Here is a 16288-nt window from a genome sequence, read left to right as displayed (position 1 = left end):
TTTTCCCGTTGTTGCCGTAGCCCAGTGAGGCTAATGTTGCGAATGATAGCCGCCGGAATGGTCTCCCGGATGGCGTAACAGGGCTGGGGATGTTGTGAATAAATTAGTGGCACCGTCTGTCATCGGCGTGCTCTGTGCGTTGGCGCTGGTCTCTTCGAACACGGCAGCACCCCCTAGGGCGCTGCCCCCCGGCCAAGCAGGACCGGCAAACATCACGCTTGCCGCTCCCCTGGTGCGCAACACCGGGGGGTCCGCCGCCGGGTCCGGGCCCACCGGCGCCCTCACTCCTGCCGTGGACCCAGACATCCGTGCCGCTTCACCCCTGACGGCGGCCACCCCCGTGCCGGCGCCCACCACCGCGGCGCCGGCTCCTGCCACCAGCGGGGTAGCACCCTCAACGGAAACGTCACCGGCACCGGCCGCCGCTTCCACGCCGCAAACGGCCTCCATCCCGCCGCTGTGGGCGCCGGACCAGGAACTGGCGTCGCCGCCTCCTGCGCCGCAGGCCGTGCCCCAGTCCGCTGCCGCCCTTCCGTCAACGCAGGCCCTTGTGCCGGACAGCAACTCCGCTGCCATCCTCACGGTGTTCACCAAGATCAACGAGTACCGGGTGGCCAACGGGCTGAACAAGGTGAAGTACCACCCCACTGTGGCGGGGTTGGCGCAGGACTGGTCGGATAACATCGCCACGCGCGAGGTGGTCGAGCACCGGGCCAGCTTCTGGACCGACCCCCGCGCCCTGAGCCCCAGCAGCGCCGGCGAGGTCATTGCCATCCGGACCGACCGTGACGCCGCACAGCTCGTCGAGTGGTGGAAGGGTTCCCCGGGCCACAACGCCATGCTCCTCGATCCACGGTTCAACGTGATGGGCATCGGCATTTCCTACACCAACTCCACGTACCAGATCTGGGGAGTGGTGGACTTTTTCGGTTACGCCACGCTTCCGGCCGGCACCATCGATTCCCCGGGCGGCGCAGGGTCGGCCGGCTCGGGGTCGGCCAGCGCCTTTCCGACACCGCCGCCAAGCCTGTGTGACGCCCCTGTACGCCACATGCCGCCCACCCTGAACCTGGCAGCGGCAGCCATCAAGGGACCGGCGGACCTCGTTTCCGTCGACTCAGCCGGCCAACTGCTTGACCGGGCGTCCGCCGGCCCCCGCACCTATGCGCCGGCCAGGGTGATCGGTTCGGGCTTCGGCGGAGCCAAGGAAGTCTTCGTCACGGACTGGGACCGCGACGGCACCTATGACGTCCTGGCCCAATGGACCAACGGCAACCTGACGCTGTACCGCGGCGTTGCAGCCGGAGGGTTCCAGGCTCCGATCACTCTCGGCACGGGCGGCTGGGACACCCTGACCCTGGCTGTGGGAGGCTGGTGCGCCAACAACCGGATGCCCCAGATCCTGGCCCTGGACAGCGCCGGCAACCTCTACCTGTACGGCAACAAGGGGACCGGCGACATCGCGGAGCGCGTCACGGTGGCCACGGGCATCTACGCCTCCCGGCTCTCCATGGTGGACTACGACGGCGACGGCTTCCAGGATGTCCTGGCGCTGAAGGGGGATGGAAGCGTACAGCTCTACCGCGGGTGGGGCACAGCTTCGCTTCGCACGGAAACCCGGCCCACGGTGGCCACGGGATGGTCAGACGTCACGGGAATCCGGGCGCTGCGCAACGTCACCGGACTGAACTCCACGGGCGTCGCGCTCCGGCGCGCCAACGACACCGTGCAGTACTGGGACCTCAGCGCCGGAAGCCTCGCCTCGCCGTCGAACATTGCCGGCCCCTGGACGGGGCAGCGGCTGGCGCAGTGACTGGGCGGTGAAACGGACGCCTCAGACGGCCGGCTCGAGTTCCAGCACGTGCTTCAGCCGGGCCAGCTGGGCCACGTCGGCACTGACCCGCCGCTGCAGCATTCCGTCAATGAACCCCAACCTGCTGAGGAAGCCAAAACGTCCCTGGCGTTTCGCCTCCATGGCGAAACGCACCCGGGTTCCGGCACCTTCAGTGCTGAGGTAGTAACCGCCCCACCGGGTTGCCGGACCGGACACGATGTGGAACTCAATTTCGGCCCCGGGGCGCACATTGGTGATCTCAAGGTCCGCCGGGATGCTCAGGCCGGAGCGGCCGGCCACCATTTTGCGGTACACCGCTCCCTTGGCGTCCGCGGGGCCCTGCATGAGTTTCACGCTGCGCACATCGGTCCGCCATGACGGGAGGTTGGTCGCGTCAAGGAGGTATTGGTACACGGCCGTGGCGTCGCGTTCTATGAGGACCTCGTGCTCTGCGATTGCCATGAAAGAAATTCCTGTGGTTGACGTCGGCTGCCGCAATAGCGCACCTCCCCCAAACTCGGCGGCTACCCGGATCAGGTTAGCCAGCGCCTGCGCCCGGACCTAGCGGGCACCGCGGACGTTATTGAAGAGTTACTGGATGACGCGGGGTGAAGGACACCGACCCGCCGCGCGCCATGGTCGCGGGGAGCGCCCGGATCTGCGCTAAGCTAAGTTCTGCCCCGCGCAGGCGGCGGCACTGCGGCTGTAGCTCAATGGTAGAGCGCTAGCTTCCCAAGCTTGATACGCGGGTTCGATTCCCGTCAGCCGCTCCAGTCCCGCTTCCCTGTCTTTTCAAACCCCGGCGCCCATTGGTGTGCAGGGGTGTAGGGTCGGTAGCCAGGAACCTTTCCGGTTCCGCTACAGGAGCAATCATGGCTGATAAGTCCCCGCGTCAAACGGCATCAAAGAAGTCCGGCAAATCCATCAAGGAAAAGCGCGCAGACAAGAAGGCCGCCGCTGCGCCGGCCAGCTCCCTGGACACCACGTCCACAAAGGCGACAAAGAAGAAGTAACCCGGCAAGAGAGCCTGCCGGCGTAAGCAGAAGACTCCGTCATCGGTCCCGATGACGGAGTCTTTCTTTACGGCCCACGGGAGCTTGCGGACCCTGCCGCCTAGGCACCTGCGTGGCGGTTGACGATCCTCACCGGGTGACGGCCCTTCAGCTCCATTCGAAGCTTCAACCCGCCCTTCCGCGCCAGGATTGTGCCTACGGTCACCGCGGCAACGGCCGGGACGCCGCCCGAGACCAGCAGGGCAACATGCGGGTTGGCATGTTCGGCGATCGAGCCCAGCATGGGGCCGCCCAGTGCCTGGCCCCCGATCTGCACCATGATGTACAGGCTCATCACGCGGCCGCGGATGCCCAGGTTGGAACTGACCTGCACCAGCTGGTTGCAGCCGGTCAGGAACATGAGGCACCAGAATCCCGACAACACCATTACCGCGCCGAAGGACACCATGGACGGGGCAAGCGCGGCAACGCAGAGCATCAGGCCGTACATGCCGGCGCAGAACACCACGGAGCGAAGGCGCAGTTGACGACGACGGGTGGACGCCACCGCGCCGGACAGCGCGCCGAGTGCCACCAGAGCGTTAAGCACGCCGTAGCCGCCGGCACCCACCTGGAAGACGTGGTCCGCGAACGCAGCAAGGATGACGGGAAGGCTCATGGCGAAGACGGAAACAAATCCGGCCATCAGCCATGGCCAGTAGATGGTGGGCTTGCTCAGGGCGTAGCGCAGCCCCTCCCGGAGCATCCCTTTGCTCTTGGGGGCAGGCGGGTTGACGTACAGCTGGTCCTTTCGCAGGATCAGGAGCATCGCCACCGTGGAGCAGCAGGCAACGGCGTTGGCGGCGAAGGCCCAGCCCGCCCCCACAGCGGTCAGGAGCAGGCCGGCGATGGCGGGCCCGATCAGGCCGCCCAGCTGGAAGGTGGTGGAGTTGACGCTGATGGCATTCCGCAAATAGGCAGGACCCACCAGTTCATTGACGAACACCTGGCGGGCAGGCTGGTCGAGGACGGTCACCAGGCCAAGGACCAGTGCGATGCCGTAGACATGCCACACCATGATGACGCCGGTGAGCGCAAGGGTGGCCAGCGTTGCAGCCAGGACGGCGGCCGTGCTCTGGCACAGGATGAGGATCTTCCGCTTGGCGAACCGGTCAGCGATCATGCCGCCCCAAGGACCCAGCAGCAGGGATGGCAGGAACTGCAGCGCAACGGTGATGCCGACGGCGGTCACGGAACCGGAGAGCTGCAGCACCAGCCAGTCCTGGGCGATCCGCTGCATCCAGACGGCGATGACCGCGATGAAGTGGCCGGCCGCGAAGATCCGGAAGTTGGGCACCTTCAGTGAGATGAAGGTGTGCTTCCAGGGGAGGCGCTCGGCAATGACGGGTAGCGGCTGGGTCTGGCTGGCAGGCCGCGCTGCACCCGCCGCGTCGATGACTGGTTGGGAGATGGAGGCCGACGAAGGCGGTGGGGGTGCCACAGGTGTGTCCTCAAAATTGCGGGCGGGCTGGGATGCCCTTAACGCTAGGCTGGCAAAGCAGATTATGGAGGCGTATGGTCCCTATAACTCGTATTGCAGAACGCAATATATCCGCAGGACCTTGGACCACCGGAGACCCACCATGTTTGAACCAGCCCAGTTGAGGTCCTTCCTTGCAGTGGCGGACACCCTCAGCTTCACCAAGGCCGCCGAACGCCTGGGGCTGGCCCAGCCCACCATCAGCCAGCACATCCGCAAGCTTGAAGCGGCCGCCAAACGCACCCTGATCACCCGGGACACACGGGACGTCCGGCTGACCGACAACGGCGACGCCATGGCCGGTTTCGCCCGGACCATCCTGTCCGCGCATGACGCCGCAGCCCGCTATTTCTCCGGTTCGGCGATGCGGGGGCGGCTGCGGTTCGGCACGGCCGATGACCTCGCCATCACAGGACTGCCGCGGATCCTGCGCGAGTTCCGGCAGATCTACCCCCAGATCAACCTGGAACTGACGGTGGGGCAAAGCGACCAGCTCTACCGCAAGCTCAACGCGGGCCAGCTGGACCTCGTCTTCGTGAAATGGGTGGCGGGGGCAAAGGACGGCACAGTGGTCCAGCACGACTCGTTTTCCTGGGTGGGCCTGGAACAGACCATGCTGGAACCCGGCACGCCCGTGCCGCTGATCGCCTACCCGGCCCCCAGCCTCAGCCGCAAGCTGGCCATCGATGCGCTGGAAGCCCATGGCCGGACCTGGCGGATCACCTGCACCACCCGGCAGATCAGCGGGGTGCTCGCAGCGGTCCGGGCCGGCATCGGCGTGGCCGTCATGCCGACGTCACTGGTGCCCGAAGACTTAAAGATCATCACCCGCCGCTTTGACCTGCCCGCCGTGGGGGATGTGGACTTCACCCTGATCCGCAACCCGCTGGCCAACCCTGAGGTGATCGACGCCCTCACCCAGTCGATCGTGGGCCGGACCATTAACCGGCAAACTTAACTCTCTTTGGACCCGATTTCCAGCATTTAGGGGAGATAGGGGGCCCGTGTCCATTGATAGGGGAACTGGCTTGACCTATGCTCTATTACCAAGGTCAAGCAGCAGGCCGCGTTCACTCACCACAAACGCGCTTCCGCACGCCGGCCCGCGTTTGGGACAGGCAGCCAATGACGACAGCCAGGAACACCCATCTCAACTCTGCGCACGCCCGCCCGTACGCCGAAGCCCGGCCCGCTACCCGCCAGAACACCCTTGGCAGCGGACGGGCCTCCGTTGACACGGGATACGTGGGGAAGCCCACCTGCGACAAGTGCCGGACCGACGAATTCGTTTACCTTGAGTCCTACATTCCGCCAACGTACCGGCGCGATGGCAGCGTGGCCGCACTCGGCGAAGTGGCCTACACCTGCACCCGCTGCGAGGATTTCTCAGCCCACAATGTCCCGGTCACCTGGACTCCGCCCGGCTGGTACCTGGGCTAGCGGACACGCAAAATGTCCGGTGGTTGAGCTTGTGCAGACAAGCCAACCACCGGACATTTTTGTGTCTGCCGGTGCTAGATCAGCGCGTCCGAAAGGTGGTTCGGGGTGCCGAAGCGGTGGGCGGTGATGCTGACGGCCTGCTCGTGCAGGAACGGCAGCAGTTCCACGCGCCCGGCCTCGGTGACGGGGTGGGCGTAGATGGCCACGTCAGGCCGGCCGCCGGTTGCCCCGGCCAGCGCGGAGGCGTCGCCGCCGATCAGCCGGATGCGGGCGTTGGACAGCTTGCCTGCCGAAGCGAGGCGTTCCGCCGAAGCCAGCCAGCCGGCGTCGGACTCCACCGTCACCTCGATGTCCTGCGCGGTGAGTACGGACCGCAGCTGCGCGGGAAGTTCGACGGCGGTGGACACGGTCAGCGCCGAGCCCGCCAGAACGCCGGCGGCCACAGTCCGGACAAGGTGGCCCAGCGGCGCACCTTCGGAGAGGCGGACGGTGACCGGCAGGCTGCGGTAGCGGAAGATGTTGCGTTCCGCGCTCAGGCCGGAGACGTCCTTGGCGGTGCCGAATTCTCCAGCCCAGGCCTCGGCGTCGGAGGCCAGGGCCCGCTGGACGGACTCAAGCTCGGCCGGCTGCAGGGCGGAACCGGCCGCGTCGAGGATGCGGCGCACGACCGGGTTGGTGACGGCTGCCGTGGCGGTGCTGTTGGCAGGAACCCAGTCGCCCAGGCCGGCCAGGTAGTTGGGGCCACCGGCCTTGGTGCCCGCGCCGACGGCCGACTTCTTCCAGCCGCCGAACGGCTGGCGCTGCACGATGGCTCCCGTGATGCCGCGGTTGACGTAGAGGTTGCCGGCCTGGATGGAGTCCAGCCAGATACCGAGCTCCTCGGAGTTCAGGGAGTGCAGTCCGGCGGTGAGGCCGTACTCGATCTGGTTCTGGATGGCGATGGCCTCTTCGAGGGTCTCGGCCGTCATGACGCCGAGCACGGGGCCGAAGAACTCGGTCAGGTGGAAGTAGGAACCGCGCTTGACGCCGTAGCGCACACCCGGGCTCCAGAGCCGTCCGGTCTCATCAAGCTTCTTCGGTTCCACGGCCCAGTCTTCCCCCTCGCCCAGCGTGGTGAGGGCGTTGAGGAGCTTGCCGTTGGCCGGCTCGATGATGGGACCCATCTGGCTGGTGGGATCCTGCGGGTAACCCACCTTGAGGGAGGTCACTGCGTCGATCAGCTGGTTGTGGAACCGCTTGGACTTGGCCACGGAGCCCACCAGTATCACCAGTGAGGCAGCGGAGCACTTCTGGCCGGCGTGCCCGAACGCGGAGTAGGCAACGTCCTTGGCCGCGAGGTCCAGGTCGGCGCTGGGGGTGACGATGATGGCGTTCTTGCCGCTGGTTTCGGCCAGCAGCGGCAGGTCCTTCCGGAAGGAGCGGAACAGCTCGGCGGTCTCGTAGCCGCCGGTGAGGATGACGCGGTCCACGGACGGGTGGCTGATGAGCTGCGTTCCCAGCTCGCGCTCCCCCAGCTGGACCATAGTCAGCACGCCCTTGGGCACGCCGGCTTCCCAGAGTGCTTCCACCATGACGGCGCCGCTGCGGGCAGCCTGCTTGGCAGGCTTGATGACGACGGCGGAGCCGGCGGCGAGTGCCGCAAGGGTGGACCCTGCCGGGATGGCGACGGGGAAGTTCCACGGCGGGGTGACGACGGTGAGCTTGGCAGGGACGAATGTGGCGCCGTCGACCGTGTCCAGCCTGCGCGCCGACTCGGCGTAGTAGTGCGCGAAGTCCACGGCCTCGCTGACTTCGGGATCGCCCTGGTCGATGGTCTTGCCGGTCTCGCTGGCCATGACCTCGAGCAGGTCGGCGCGGCGCGCTTCCAGGATCTCGCCGGCGCGGTGCAGGATTTCCGCGCGCTCGTTGCCGGAGAGCCCACCCCAGGCCTTGCCCTTGTCCAGCGCGTTGTCGATGGCGGCGTTGAGCTTTGTTTCGTCGTTGATGAAGGCGGCCTTCACGGCGGCGTTGCCGAGGGTGGAGGACGGCACGCGGTCCAGGATGGCCCGGCCCCAGTCCCGGTTCGCGGGCAGGGACGGGTCGGTGTCCGGGGTGTTGTCGAAGCCCTCATGCGGCCTCGGAACCGGTGGCAGGCTCCGGTCCTGGCGGCGGTTCGGCAGCGGGACCGTGTTGTCCAGGGCCTCCAGCGAAGCGAGGAAGCGCTGCTTTTCGCGCTCGAACAGGCCCTCGTTTTCGCTCAGCTCAAAGACGGCGGACATGAAGTTGTCCTGGCTGGCGCCCTCTTCGAGGCGGCGGATCAGGTAGGCGATGGCCACGTCGAACTCGGACGGGTGCACCACCGGGGTGTAGAGCAGGAGGGAGCCGACGTCCTTCTTGACGGCCTCGGCCTGGCCCTGGGCCATACCCAGCAGCATTTCGAACTCGATGCCGGACTCCACGCCGCGCTGCTTGGCCAGCAGCCAGGCGAAAGCGATGTCGAACAGGTTGTGGCCGGCGACGCCGATCCGGATGTTCCTGATCCGCTCCGGGTGCAGGGCGTAGTTGATGACGCTCTTGTAGCTGGTGTCCGAGTCCTGCTTGGAGCCCCAGGTGGCCAGCGGCCAGTCGTGCAGGGAGGCTTCAACCTGCTCCATGGGCAGGTTGGCGCCCTTGACCACGCGGACCTTGATGCCCGCTCCCCCGTTGGCGCGGCGGCCAGCGGCCCAGTCCTGCAGGCGGATCATGGCGGACAGGGCGTCCGGGAGGTAGGCCTGGAGGACGATGCCGGCTTCGAGGTCCTTGAACTCGGGCTTGTCCAGGATCCGGGTGAAGACCGCGATGGTCATGTCCAGGTCCTTGTACTCCTCCATGTCCAGGTTGATGAATTTGGCCTTAGGGAAGGAGGCGGCGCGCTGGAACAGCGGGGTGAGCTTTTCGACGACGTGCTCCACGGCCTCGTCAAAGGCCCAGGCGGAGTGCGGGGCCACGGTGGAGGAGACCTTGATGGAGACGTAGTCGACGTCGGGGCGCGCCAGCAGCGTGTGCGTGCCCTCGAGCCGGCGGGAGGCCTCGTGCTCGCCGAGGACGGCCTCGCCAAGGAGGTTGACGTTGAGCTTGATGCCGTCCTTCCTGATCTTGGCGATGGCGGGGCCCAGCTTGGCGTCGGTGGCGTCAACGATCAGGTGGCCCACCATTTCCCGCAGGACCTTGCGGGCGACGGGGATGACCACCTGCGGCAGGACGGGGGCCATAGTGCCGCCCAGCGCCACGGCGCTGCGCATGTACCAAGGCAGGAAGGCCGGAACCTTCGGTGCCAGCTTGGCGAGGTTGCGGGCGGCAACGTTCAGGTCTTCGGGACGGACCACGCCGTCCACGAACCCAACGGTGAATTCCAGGCCATTGGGGTCCTTCAGGACGCCGGCGAGCTGCTGGGCAGAGGCGTCTACGGGAACCTTTGAGGCTTCCGTGAGCCAGCGGCGGACAAGGGCGACCGCTTCATCGGCGAGGGCCTTTGCCTGGGGGACGTCGACGTCGACCGTCCGCGGGGTGGCCGCTTTGGCGACTGCCGGTTCCATTGCAACGTGGGTCATGATTTTCCCGATCTTTCTTAGTGTGGGAGGGGTCTTTCCACCAGTATGAGCTTCTCCTCACATAAGATAAAGCGATCTTTTCCAACGTATACAGGTTAGAAAAGTCAATTAATTGCAGGGCGTCCGAAAGCTCTTAAATGCCGGCGGCAGGCCTCCCCCCTCCCCCGTTGCTCCATCACTTTTGGTGGTCAAAGCGTCCGTTTAGGGACCAAAAGTGATGGAGCAAGTCGGGGGTTGTATGGGTGGAAGGCCTGCCGGGGGGAACGCGCGGAAGGTGATGGCGCGTCGGGTGTGAGGTTAGGTAAGCGGGCGGTGCAGTTCCGCGAGTTCCTGGTGGCGCGGGCTGTTGGGGTTCATCAGGGAGTGCTTCCGGCCGTAACCGAAGTAGATCACCAGGCCGATGATCAGCCACACCACGAACCGCAGCCAGGTTTCCCAGTGCAGCTGCAGCATCAGGAAGGCCGAGGCCAGGACGCCGAAGGCCGGGATCACGGGCATCAGGGGCAGGCGGAACGTGCGGGGCGCGTCCGGCCGCCTGTAACGGAAGATGATCACGGACAGGCAGACGACGACGAACGCGGCCAGGATGCCGATGTTGGTGAGGTCCGCGACCGCCTTGATGGGGAAGACGCCGGCCAGGAAAGCGGAGGCGACGCCCGCGATCCAGGTAACACGCTGCGGGGTGCCGTGGCGGTCAGTCTTGGCGAACCAGCCGGGGAGCAGGCCGTCGCGGCTCATGGAGAACCATACGCGGGTCACGCCGAGCAGGAAGGTAAGCATCACGGTGAGGATGGACAGCACCGCGAACACCGAAATGATGGTGGCAATGACGGGCAGGCCCACCGAAGTGAACGCGGAAGCGAAGCCGGCCTTGGGATCGATGTCCTTGTAGTTCTGCATGCCCGTGAGGACCAGGGTGGCGGCAACGTAGAGCAGCATGGCGATGATGAGCGAGAGCACGATGGCCTTGGGCATGTGCTTCTTGCCGTCCTTGGCTTCCTCGGCGGCGGTACTCATGGCGTCGTACCCGAACACGGCGAAGAAGACAGTGGCGGAGCCTGCCACGACCGGGCCGAAGCCGCTGGGCATGAACGGGTTGTAATTGTCGGTGTTGATGTAGAAGACACCCAGCCCGATGATGAAGAGGATCAGGACCACCTTGATGGCCACGGCAACAAGCTCGAACCTGCCGAAGGCCTTGGTGCCGCGGGAAAGGATCCAGGTCACCAGGAGGCAGACCAGGATGGCAGGGATATTGACGATGCCGCCCTTGCCCTCATCCACCGTGGACGTCATCCAGGTAGGCATATGGATGCCGATGCCGGCCAGGAAGGCGTCCAGGTAGCCGGAGATGCCGATGGCCACCACGGCCACAATGGCGATGTATTCCAGCAGCAGGTCCCAGCCGATGAACCAGCCGATCACCTCGCCGAGCGCCACGTAGCCATAGGTGTAGGCAGAGCCTGCGCGGGGAATCATGCCCGCGAACTCCGCGTAGGACAGTGCCGCGGCCGCTGAGGCCAGGCCTGCAATCAGGAAGGAAATCAATACCGTGGGCCCCACTCCCGGGTTGCCCTCGCTGCCGGCGGCCACCAGTCCCGCAAGGGAGAAGATGCCGACGCCGATAATGCCGCCAACGCCAATGGCGGTGAGCTGCCACAGCCCGAGGGACTTGAACAGTCCGCTGTGCTTGCTCTCTTCTTCGATGTCATCGATCGGCTTGCGCCGCATGATCGACTGGCTCAAATCTTTGCTGCTCATCAGGAACTCCTGCTTTGGGGTCTACCCCGCCGCGGCACGCCAAGGAAACTGACTGTGACGGGGGTAACTCGGTTCCAACAGTATGCGTGCGGGGTTGCGTTAGATAAAGTGACTACTTCTAACCTATATTCGTTAGTTTTAGTTAGGAATCCATCATGCTTGACGTCCGCAGGCTCCGGCTGCTCCGCGAGTTAAGCATCCGCGGCACGCTTGCCGAGGTGGCCGAGGCACTGCAGTACAGCCCGTCGTCGGTATCCCAGCAACTGGCGCTCCTGGAAAAGGAAGTGGGGGTGGAACTGCTCCGTAAAACCGGCCGGCGGGTGCAGCTGACGCCCCAGGCGGAAGTTCTGGTGGCGCACACGGCACAGCTGCTGGAGACCATGGAGCAGGCCGAAGCGGACCTGGCTGCGTCCCTGACCACGGTGACCGGAACCGTGCGGATCGCCGTTTTCCAGTCCGCCGCCCTGGCGCTGATGCCCGATACCTTGACCAGGATGGCCGCCGCGTATCCGGAGGTGCGGATCGAGATGATCCAGCGTGAGCCGGAAACGGCACTGCATGAGACGTGGGCGCGGGACTTTGACCTGGTGATCGCCGAGCAGTATCCGGGCCACGCAGCCCCTCGATACCCAGAACTGGACAAGGTGAAGCTGACTACCGATGCCATCCGCCTGGCTGTTCCCCCACCATCCCCGGGCAGGCCGGCGATCCGTTCCCTAGCGGACACGGCGGAACTGTCCTGGGTCATGGAGCCGCGGGGTGCCGCATCACGGCACTGGGCCGAACAGGCGTGCCGCAGCGAGGGGTTCGAGCCCGACGTCCGCTTTGAAACGGCCGACCTCCAGGCCCAGGCCCGGCTGATCGAGTCCGGCAACGCGGTGGCCCTGATGCCGGACCTCGTCTGGACCGGCCGCGGCACAACGGCCCAGCTGCTGGAGCTTCCCGGACAGCCGCACCGCACCATCTTCACCTCGGTCCGCCGCTCCAGCGCCCAGCGGCCGGCGATCCTTGCGGCACGGGAGACGCTTGCTGCAGCAGCCGCCGCCGTGGCAACGGACGACGCCGGGTGACCGGCCGCCGTCGCCCGAGTCCTTAAGTGCGCTCCGAGTCCGCCGAAACCCCGTCGACTGCTCCGTACTTGTCGTTTTCGGGCCTGGAAACGACAACTACGGAGCAATCGATGATGGATGCTCCGGGCAGCGGCGCGTTCCCTCACTCCGTATGCGCCTCCCGGAGTCGCCGTGTTTCGTGCGTCACTGCGGCCAGGGGGCCACAGGTCTAGACTTGAGCCGTTATGAATCGAACAATGTTCAAGTCCAAGATCCACCGGGCCACCGTCACGCACGCCGACCTGCACTACGTAGGCTCGGTCACCGTCGACCTGGACCTGCTCGAGGCCGCCGACATCCTCCCCGGCGAACTGGTGTCCATCGTGGACGTCACCAACGGCGCGCGGCTTGAAACCTACACCATCGCCGGTGAACGCGGCTCCGGCGTGATCGGCATCAACGGTGCAGCGGCGCACCTCATGCACGAGAACGACATCGTCATCCTGATTACCTACGCACAAATGACCACCGAAGAGGCCAAGTCCTTCGAGCCGCGCGTGGTCCACGTTGACGAAAACAACCGGGTCATCCAGCTGGGCAGCGACCCCGCCGAGGGCATCACGCCCGGCATGATGCGCCCGCCCTTCGCGCTTAACAACGCCGCCCTGTAACCGGAGCGTGGACTCCGGCAGACACCTGACGCATGCCCGGGGAGGCATCCCTTGCTAGGGGTGCTGGCAGGGTTCTTCGTGGTCTGGTGCATCATCCTGGTGGGGTGGTTCGTGGGCCGGCGGCGGATCCTCGGGGATAACGCCCGGCCTGTCCTGAGCGGCCTTACCTTCTTCGTGGCCAGCCCGGCTCTTCTCTTTGAGACGCTGAGCAAGGCCCACCTGCAGGAAGTATTCGCAGAGCCCCTGCTGGTCACCGCGGTTGCGGCCATCACCACGGCCGCCCTTTTCTTCACCATCGCCCGGTTCTGGCTGCGGCGGGCGCTTCCCGAGGCGCTGATGTCCGCCATGTCCGCTTCCCTTGCCAACTCGGCCAACCTCGGTATTCCGATCGCGGTATATGTCCTGGGTGACGCCAGCTATGTGGCGCCGCTGCTGATCTTCCAGTTGGCGTTCTTCACCCCGATGTTCCTCATGGTCCTGGACTCGAGCACCAGCACGCACCGCACCACGGTGGTGGGGTTCTTCCTGATGGTCCTGCGCAATCCCATGATCGTGGGCTCCGGCCTGGGGCTGCTGGTGGCCGGCACCGGCTTCCAGGTCCCGGCGCTGGTGATGGAGCCGATCCACCTCATCGGCGGGGCGGCGATTCCTGCCATGCTCATCGCGTTCGGAATGAGCCTCAACGGCACCCGGCCGCTGCAGGCCGCTGCCGGCAGACGGGTGGACACCTTGCTGGCGAGCGGTTTCAAGCTCGCCGTCCAGCCGGCCCTTGCCTATACTTTTGCCCGCTTCGCACTGGGGATGGATGGCCATGCGCTGTTCGCCGTGGTGGTCACGTCTGCGCTGCCCACCGCGCAGAACGTCTTCGTGGCGGCAAGCCGGTACCAGACCGGACTCACCGTCGCCAAGGACACCGTCCTGATCACTACCGTGGTGGCAGTGCCGGCGATGATTGGCGTGGCACTGCTGCTGGCATAGGCACTGACCAAAGGCATAACCGCAGCTTGGAGGGCTGATGAATACTGTGTTGGACACCGTGGTGATCGGGGGCGGGGCCATGGGCTCCGCGGCTGCCTGGGCCCTGTCGCGACGGGGGCGGCACGTGACGCTGGTGGAGCAGTTTGGCCCCGGTCACAAAATTGGTGCGTCCCACGGCGCCACCCGGAACCTCAACCCTGGCTACTACCAGCCCGACTATGTGGACATGCTGGCCGAGGGGCTGGCCCTGTGGGATGAACTGGAGCAGGAAAGCGGCGAGCAGCTGCTGGCGCGCACGGGCATTGTCACCCATGGCCCGGGCGGGGACCTGCCCAAAGTCTTTGACGCGCTGACTGCGGCGGGCATCGAGGCCGAGTTCCTGGACCCGGCGGAGGCCGCCGGGCGCTGGGGCGGCATCCGGTTCGACCGGCAGGTCCTGCACATGCCCGGCGGCGGCCAGTTGAACCCGGAAGCCGCCCTCCCGGCGTTCCAGCGGCTGGCCGTTGCCCGCGGCGCCGAGATCAGGCACCACACCAAAGTGGTGGACTTCGAAGTGTTCGACGACGGCGTGCGGCTCACGCTCGAAGGGGCGGCCGGCACGGAGGTGGTCACCGCAGCCCAGGCCGTGGTGACGGCGGGCGGCTGGACTGAGAAGCTGCTGGCGAGGGTCAGGGGCGACGACGCAGCAGCCTTCCGGATTCCCAGGCTGAGGGTTACCCAGGAGCAGCCGGCGCACTTCCGGGTGGCGGATACCGGCGCCGTGTGGCCCGGCTTCAACCACTACCCGGGCCCGGATTACCGGGGCTGGTACTCCCCCGTGTACGGGATGCTGACCCCGGGCGAGGGCGTCAAGGCCGGGTGGCACGGCGTGGGACCGGAGGTGGACCCGGACCAACGCGACTTCCTGCCGGAACCCACGCAGCTCGCGGCCCTGCAGGACTATGCGCGGCAGTGGCTTCCCGGCGTCGACGCGGATTCCTTTGAGGCCATCAGCTGCACCTACACCACCACCCCGGATGAGGACTTCGTCCTGGACCGCATAGGGCCCGTGGTGATCGGGGCAGGCTTCTCCGGCCACGGCTTCAAGTTCACCCCGGTGATCGGGCGGATCCTGGCAGACCTTGCCACGGGGACACGACCCGCACCGGAGATCTTTCGGGCCTCGCGGTCGTGCAGCCCATAGAAACCCTGGACCCCATGGTGCGTCAACCGGCGCTACCCGACCTAGAGAAAGAGAACCAGTGATGACAATCCCAGAAGAAGTCGACACTCCAGAGATCCTGGTCGACCGGGATGTGCTCCAGCGGAACATCGACCGCATGGCCGCTGCCGTCCGCGCGAAAGGCTTGAACCTCCGGCCCCACGTGAAAACCCACAAGGTGCCCGAAATCGCGCAGCTGCAGCTGGCGGCCGGTGCAGTCGGCATCACTGTAGCGACCCTCGGGGAGGCTGAAGTCTTTGCAGAACAAGGAGCTACCGACATCTTCATCGCCTACCCCATCTGGGTCGGTCCTCGTCAAGCCGAACGCCTGCGCCGACTTGCTGCCACCACAAAGATCTCAGTAGGGCTGGATTCACGGGAGGCCGCCCAAGCTATGGGAGCGTCCTTGGATGACGCAGCCAGCGACTTTGACGTGCTGCTGGAAATCGACAGCGGCCATCACCGAAGCGGAATTGCCCCAGGTGCGGTCGTTGAAGTGGCCCACGCCGCGGCACGCGCCGGTCTGCAGGTCAGAGGCGTGTTCACCTTCCCGGGCCACAGCTATGCCCCGGGGATGCCCCTGAAAGCAACCGAAGAAGAACGGTTGGCCCTCAGACAGGCCTCGGACCTGCTCACACAGGCAGGATTTGAAATCCTGCACCGCAGCGGCGGTTCAACTCCCACCGCCACCCTCACCGGTGATTCCGTAGCCACCGAGGTCCGGCCGGGAGTCTATGTCTTCAATGACGCCCAGCAACTGGAACTGGAACGATGCAACCCTGAAGACATCGCGCTGACCGTCGCCGCAACAGTGGTGAGCCGGCATGAGGGCGACGACGTCATACCGCGAAGGATCGTCCTGGACTCTGGCAGCAAAATCCTGGGCGGCGACCGACCTGCGTGGGCCACCGGCTTTGGACGGCTGCTCGACTATCCCGAAGCACGCATCACGGCGCTCTCGGAACATCACGCGACCGTGGTCTGGCCAGCAGATGCAGAGCTCCCGCCTCTCGGAGATCGGTTACGGGTAATACCGAACCACGTATGCGTGGCCGTGAATCTCGTTGACGACATCACTGTCGTCAACAGCGGCAAAGTCGTGGACCGCTGGCGTGTAGCCGCACGCGGAAAAAACAAATAGCGCTGGGAAGAAAACACACATTCGCCCTTGGGGCTTGTCTGTAGGAAACATCTCCCCCGGCGGCAGCCTAGCTGTATTGATCTGAGAGGTTGGTGACGCGGCTGGCTGGCGT

13 protein-coding genes and 1 tRNA gene are annotated in these 16288 nt (G+C 65.8%); 10 read left to right on the top strand and 4 right to left on the bottom strand.

Going from position 1 to position 16288, the window contains the following annotated elements:
- The first annotated feature begins 106 nt into the window (after positions 1-106).
- On the top strand, positions 107-1813 hold the full coding sequence (locus VXJ37_RS18795) for a CAP domain-containing protein (RefSeq protein ID WP_331324555.1): 1707 nt from the start codon (positions 107-109) through the stop codon (positions 1811-1813).
- A 21-nt stretch (positions 1814-1834) separates the two neighbouring features.
- On the opposite strand, the gene VXJ37_RS18790 is transcribed toward VXJ37_RS18795, so the two are convergent.
- The gene (locus tag VXJ37_RS18790; protein WP_331324554.1) at positions 1835-2296 is read right to left on the bottom strand and encodes an SRPBCC family protein; all 462 of its coding nucleotides are present in this window, start codon (positions 2294-2296) and stop codon (positions 1835-1837) included.
- A gap of 237 nt (positions 2297-2533) precedes the next feature.
- Between VXJ37_RS18790 and VXJ37_RS18785 the strand changes: the two genes are divergently transcribed.
- Together VXJ37_RS18785 and VXJ37_RS18780 are read left to right on the top strand one after the other, a co-directional pair.
- Positions 2534-2607: transfer RNA gene (locus tag VXJ37_RS18785), tRNA-Gly, on the top strand.
- 99 nt (positions 2608-2706) lie between these two features.
- Positions 2707-2847: a hypothetical protein gene (locus VXJ37_RS18780; protein ID WP_331324553.1), complete on the top strand. Its 141-nt coding sequence runs from the start codon at positions 2707-2709 to the stop codon at positions 2845-2847.
- Between the two features lie 100 nt (positions 2848-2947).
- Here the strand turns inward: VXJ37_RS18780 and VXJ37_RS18775 are convergent, their stop codons facing one another.
- Entirely contained in the window at positions 2948-4327 is a 1380-nt protein-coding gene (locus VXJ37_RS18775) for an MFS transporter (RefSeq protein WP_331324552.1), read from the bottom strand.
- Positions 4328-4469: 142 nt separating this feature from the next.
- Here VXJ37_RS18775 and VXJ37_RS18770 point away from each other — a divergent pair, with 142 nt between their 5' ends.
- Both VXJ37_RS18770 and VXJ37_RS18765 read left to right on the top strand, forming a co-directional pair.
- Complete coding sequence (locus VXJ37_RS18770; RefSeq protein WP_331324551.1) at positions 4470-5324, top strand: LysR substrate-binding domain-containing protein; 855 nt, start codon at positions 4470-4472, stop codon at positions 5322-5324.
- Between the two features lie 167 nt (positions 5325-5491).
- Positions 5492-5806 (top strand): hypothetical protein, encoded by a 315-nt coding sequence (locus VXJ37_RS18765; protein WP_331324550.1) that lies wholly within the window; start codon positions 5492-5494, stop codon positions 5804-5806.
- 74 nt (positions 5807-5880) lie between these two features.
- On the opposite strand, the gene VXJ37_RS18760 is transcribed toward VXJ37_RS18765, so the two are convergent.
- Positions 5881-9375 (bottom strand): bifunctional proline dehydrogenase/L-glutamate gamma-semialdehyde dehydrogenase, encoded by a 3495-nt coding sequence (locus VXJ37_RS18760; RefSeq protein WP_331324549.1) that lies wholly within the window; start codon positions 9373-9375, stop codon positions 5881-5883.
- Positions 9376-9672: 297 nt separating this feature from the next.
- A complete protein-coding gene (locus tag VXJ37_RS18755; RefSeq protein ID WP_331324548.1) occupies positions 9673-11136 on the bottom strand; it encodes an amino acid permease in 1464 nt (487 codons plus the stop codon).
- A gap of 155 nt (positions 11137-11291) precedes the next feature.
- Between VXJ37_RS18755 and VXJ37_RS18750 the strand changes: the two genes are divergently transcribed.
- The 5 genes from VXJ37_RS18750 to VXJ37_RS18730 all read left to right on the top strand — a co-directional run bounded on the left by VXJ37_RS18750 (position 11292) and on the right by VXJ37_RS18730 (position 16176).
- Positions 11292-12206 carry a LysR substrate-binding domain-containing protein gene (locus VXJ37_RS18750; protein WP_331324547.1) on the top strand — a complete coding sequence of 305 codons (915 nt, stop codon included), beginning with the start codon at positions 11292-11294 and terminating at the stop codon, positions 12204-12206.
- Between the two features lie 224 nt (positions 12207-12430).
- A complete protein-coding gene (gene panD / locus VXJ37_RS18745) occupies positions 12431-12856 on the top strand; it encodes an aspartate 1-decarboxylase (RefSeq protein ID WP_331324546.1) in 426 nt (141 codons plus the stop codon).
- 51 nt (positions 12857-12907) lie between these two features.
- Positions 12908-13834: an AEC family transporter gene (locus tag VXJ37_RS18740; protein WP_331324545.1), complete on the top strand. Its 927-nt coding sequence runs from the start codon at positions 12908-12910 to the stop codon at positions 13832-13834.
- 37 nt (positions 13835-13871) lie between these two features.
- A complete protein-coding gene (locus VXJ37_RS18735) occupies positions 13872-15017 on the top strand; it encodes an FAD-dependent oxidoreductase (protein ID WP_331324544.1) in 1146 nt (381 codons plus the stop codon).
- A gap of 58 nt (positions 15018-15075) precedes the next feature.
- On the top strand, positions 15076-16176 hold the full coding sequence (locus VXJ37_RS18730) for a D-TA family PLP-dependent enzyme (protein ID WP_331324543.1): 1101 nt from the start codon (positions 15076-15078) through the stop codon (positions 16174-16176).
- The last annotated feature ends 112 nt before the right edge of the window (positions 16177-16288 follow it).

Origin of the sequence: Pseudarthrobacter phenanthrenivorans (genome assembly GCF_036455295.1) — a bacterium.
GTDB classification, from domain to species: Bacteria; Actinomycetota; Actinomycetes; order Actinomycetales; family Micrococcaceae; genus Arthrobacter; species Arthrobacter phenanthrenivorans_C.
This window is presented reverse-complemented; position numbering and strand designations above follow the sequence as displayed.

What these genes read in the sequence shown, in the direction of transcription:
- VXJ37_RS18790 (WP_331324554.1), bottom strand. Translation starts at nt 2,296, where the DNA reads ATGGCAATCGCAGAGCACGAGGTCCTCATAGAACGCGACGCCACGGCC.
- VXJ37_RS18780 (WP_331324553.1), top strand. Translation starts at nt 2,707, where the DNA reads ATGGCTGATAAGTCCCCGCGTCAAACGGCATCAAAGAAGTCCGGCAAA.
- VXJ37_RS18770 (WP_331324551.1), top strand. Translation starts at nt 4,470, where the DNA reads ATGTTTGAACCAGCCCAGTTGAGGTCCTTCCTTGCAGTGGCGGACACC.
- VXJ37_RS18765 (WP_331324550.1), top strand. Translation starts at nt 5,492, where the DNA reads ATGACGACAGCCAGGAACACCCATCTCAACTCTGCGCACGCCCGCCCG.
- VXJ37_RS18760 (WP_331324549.1), bottom strand. Translation starts at nt 9,375, where the DNA reads ATGACCCACGTTGCAATGGAACCGGCAGTCGCCAAAGCGGCCACCCCG.
- VXJ37_RS18755 (WP_331324548.1), bottom strand. Translation starts at nt 11,136, where the DNA reads ATGAGCAGCAAAGATTTGAGCCAGTCGATCATGCGGCGCAAGCCGATC.
- VXJ37_RS18750 (WP_331324547.1), top strand. Translation starts at nt 11,292, where the DNA reads ATGCTTGACGTCCGCAGGCTCCGGCTGCTCCGCGAGTTAAGCATCCGC.
- panD (WP_331324546.1), top strand. Translation starts at nt 12,431, where the DNA reads ATGAATCGAACAATGTTCAAGTCCAAGATCCACCGGGCCACCGTCACG.
- VXJ37_RS18735 (WP_331324544.1), top strand. Translation starts at nt 13,872, where the DNA reads ATGAATACTGTGTTGGACACCGTGGTGATCGGGGGCGGGGCCATGGGC.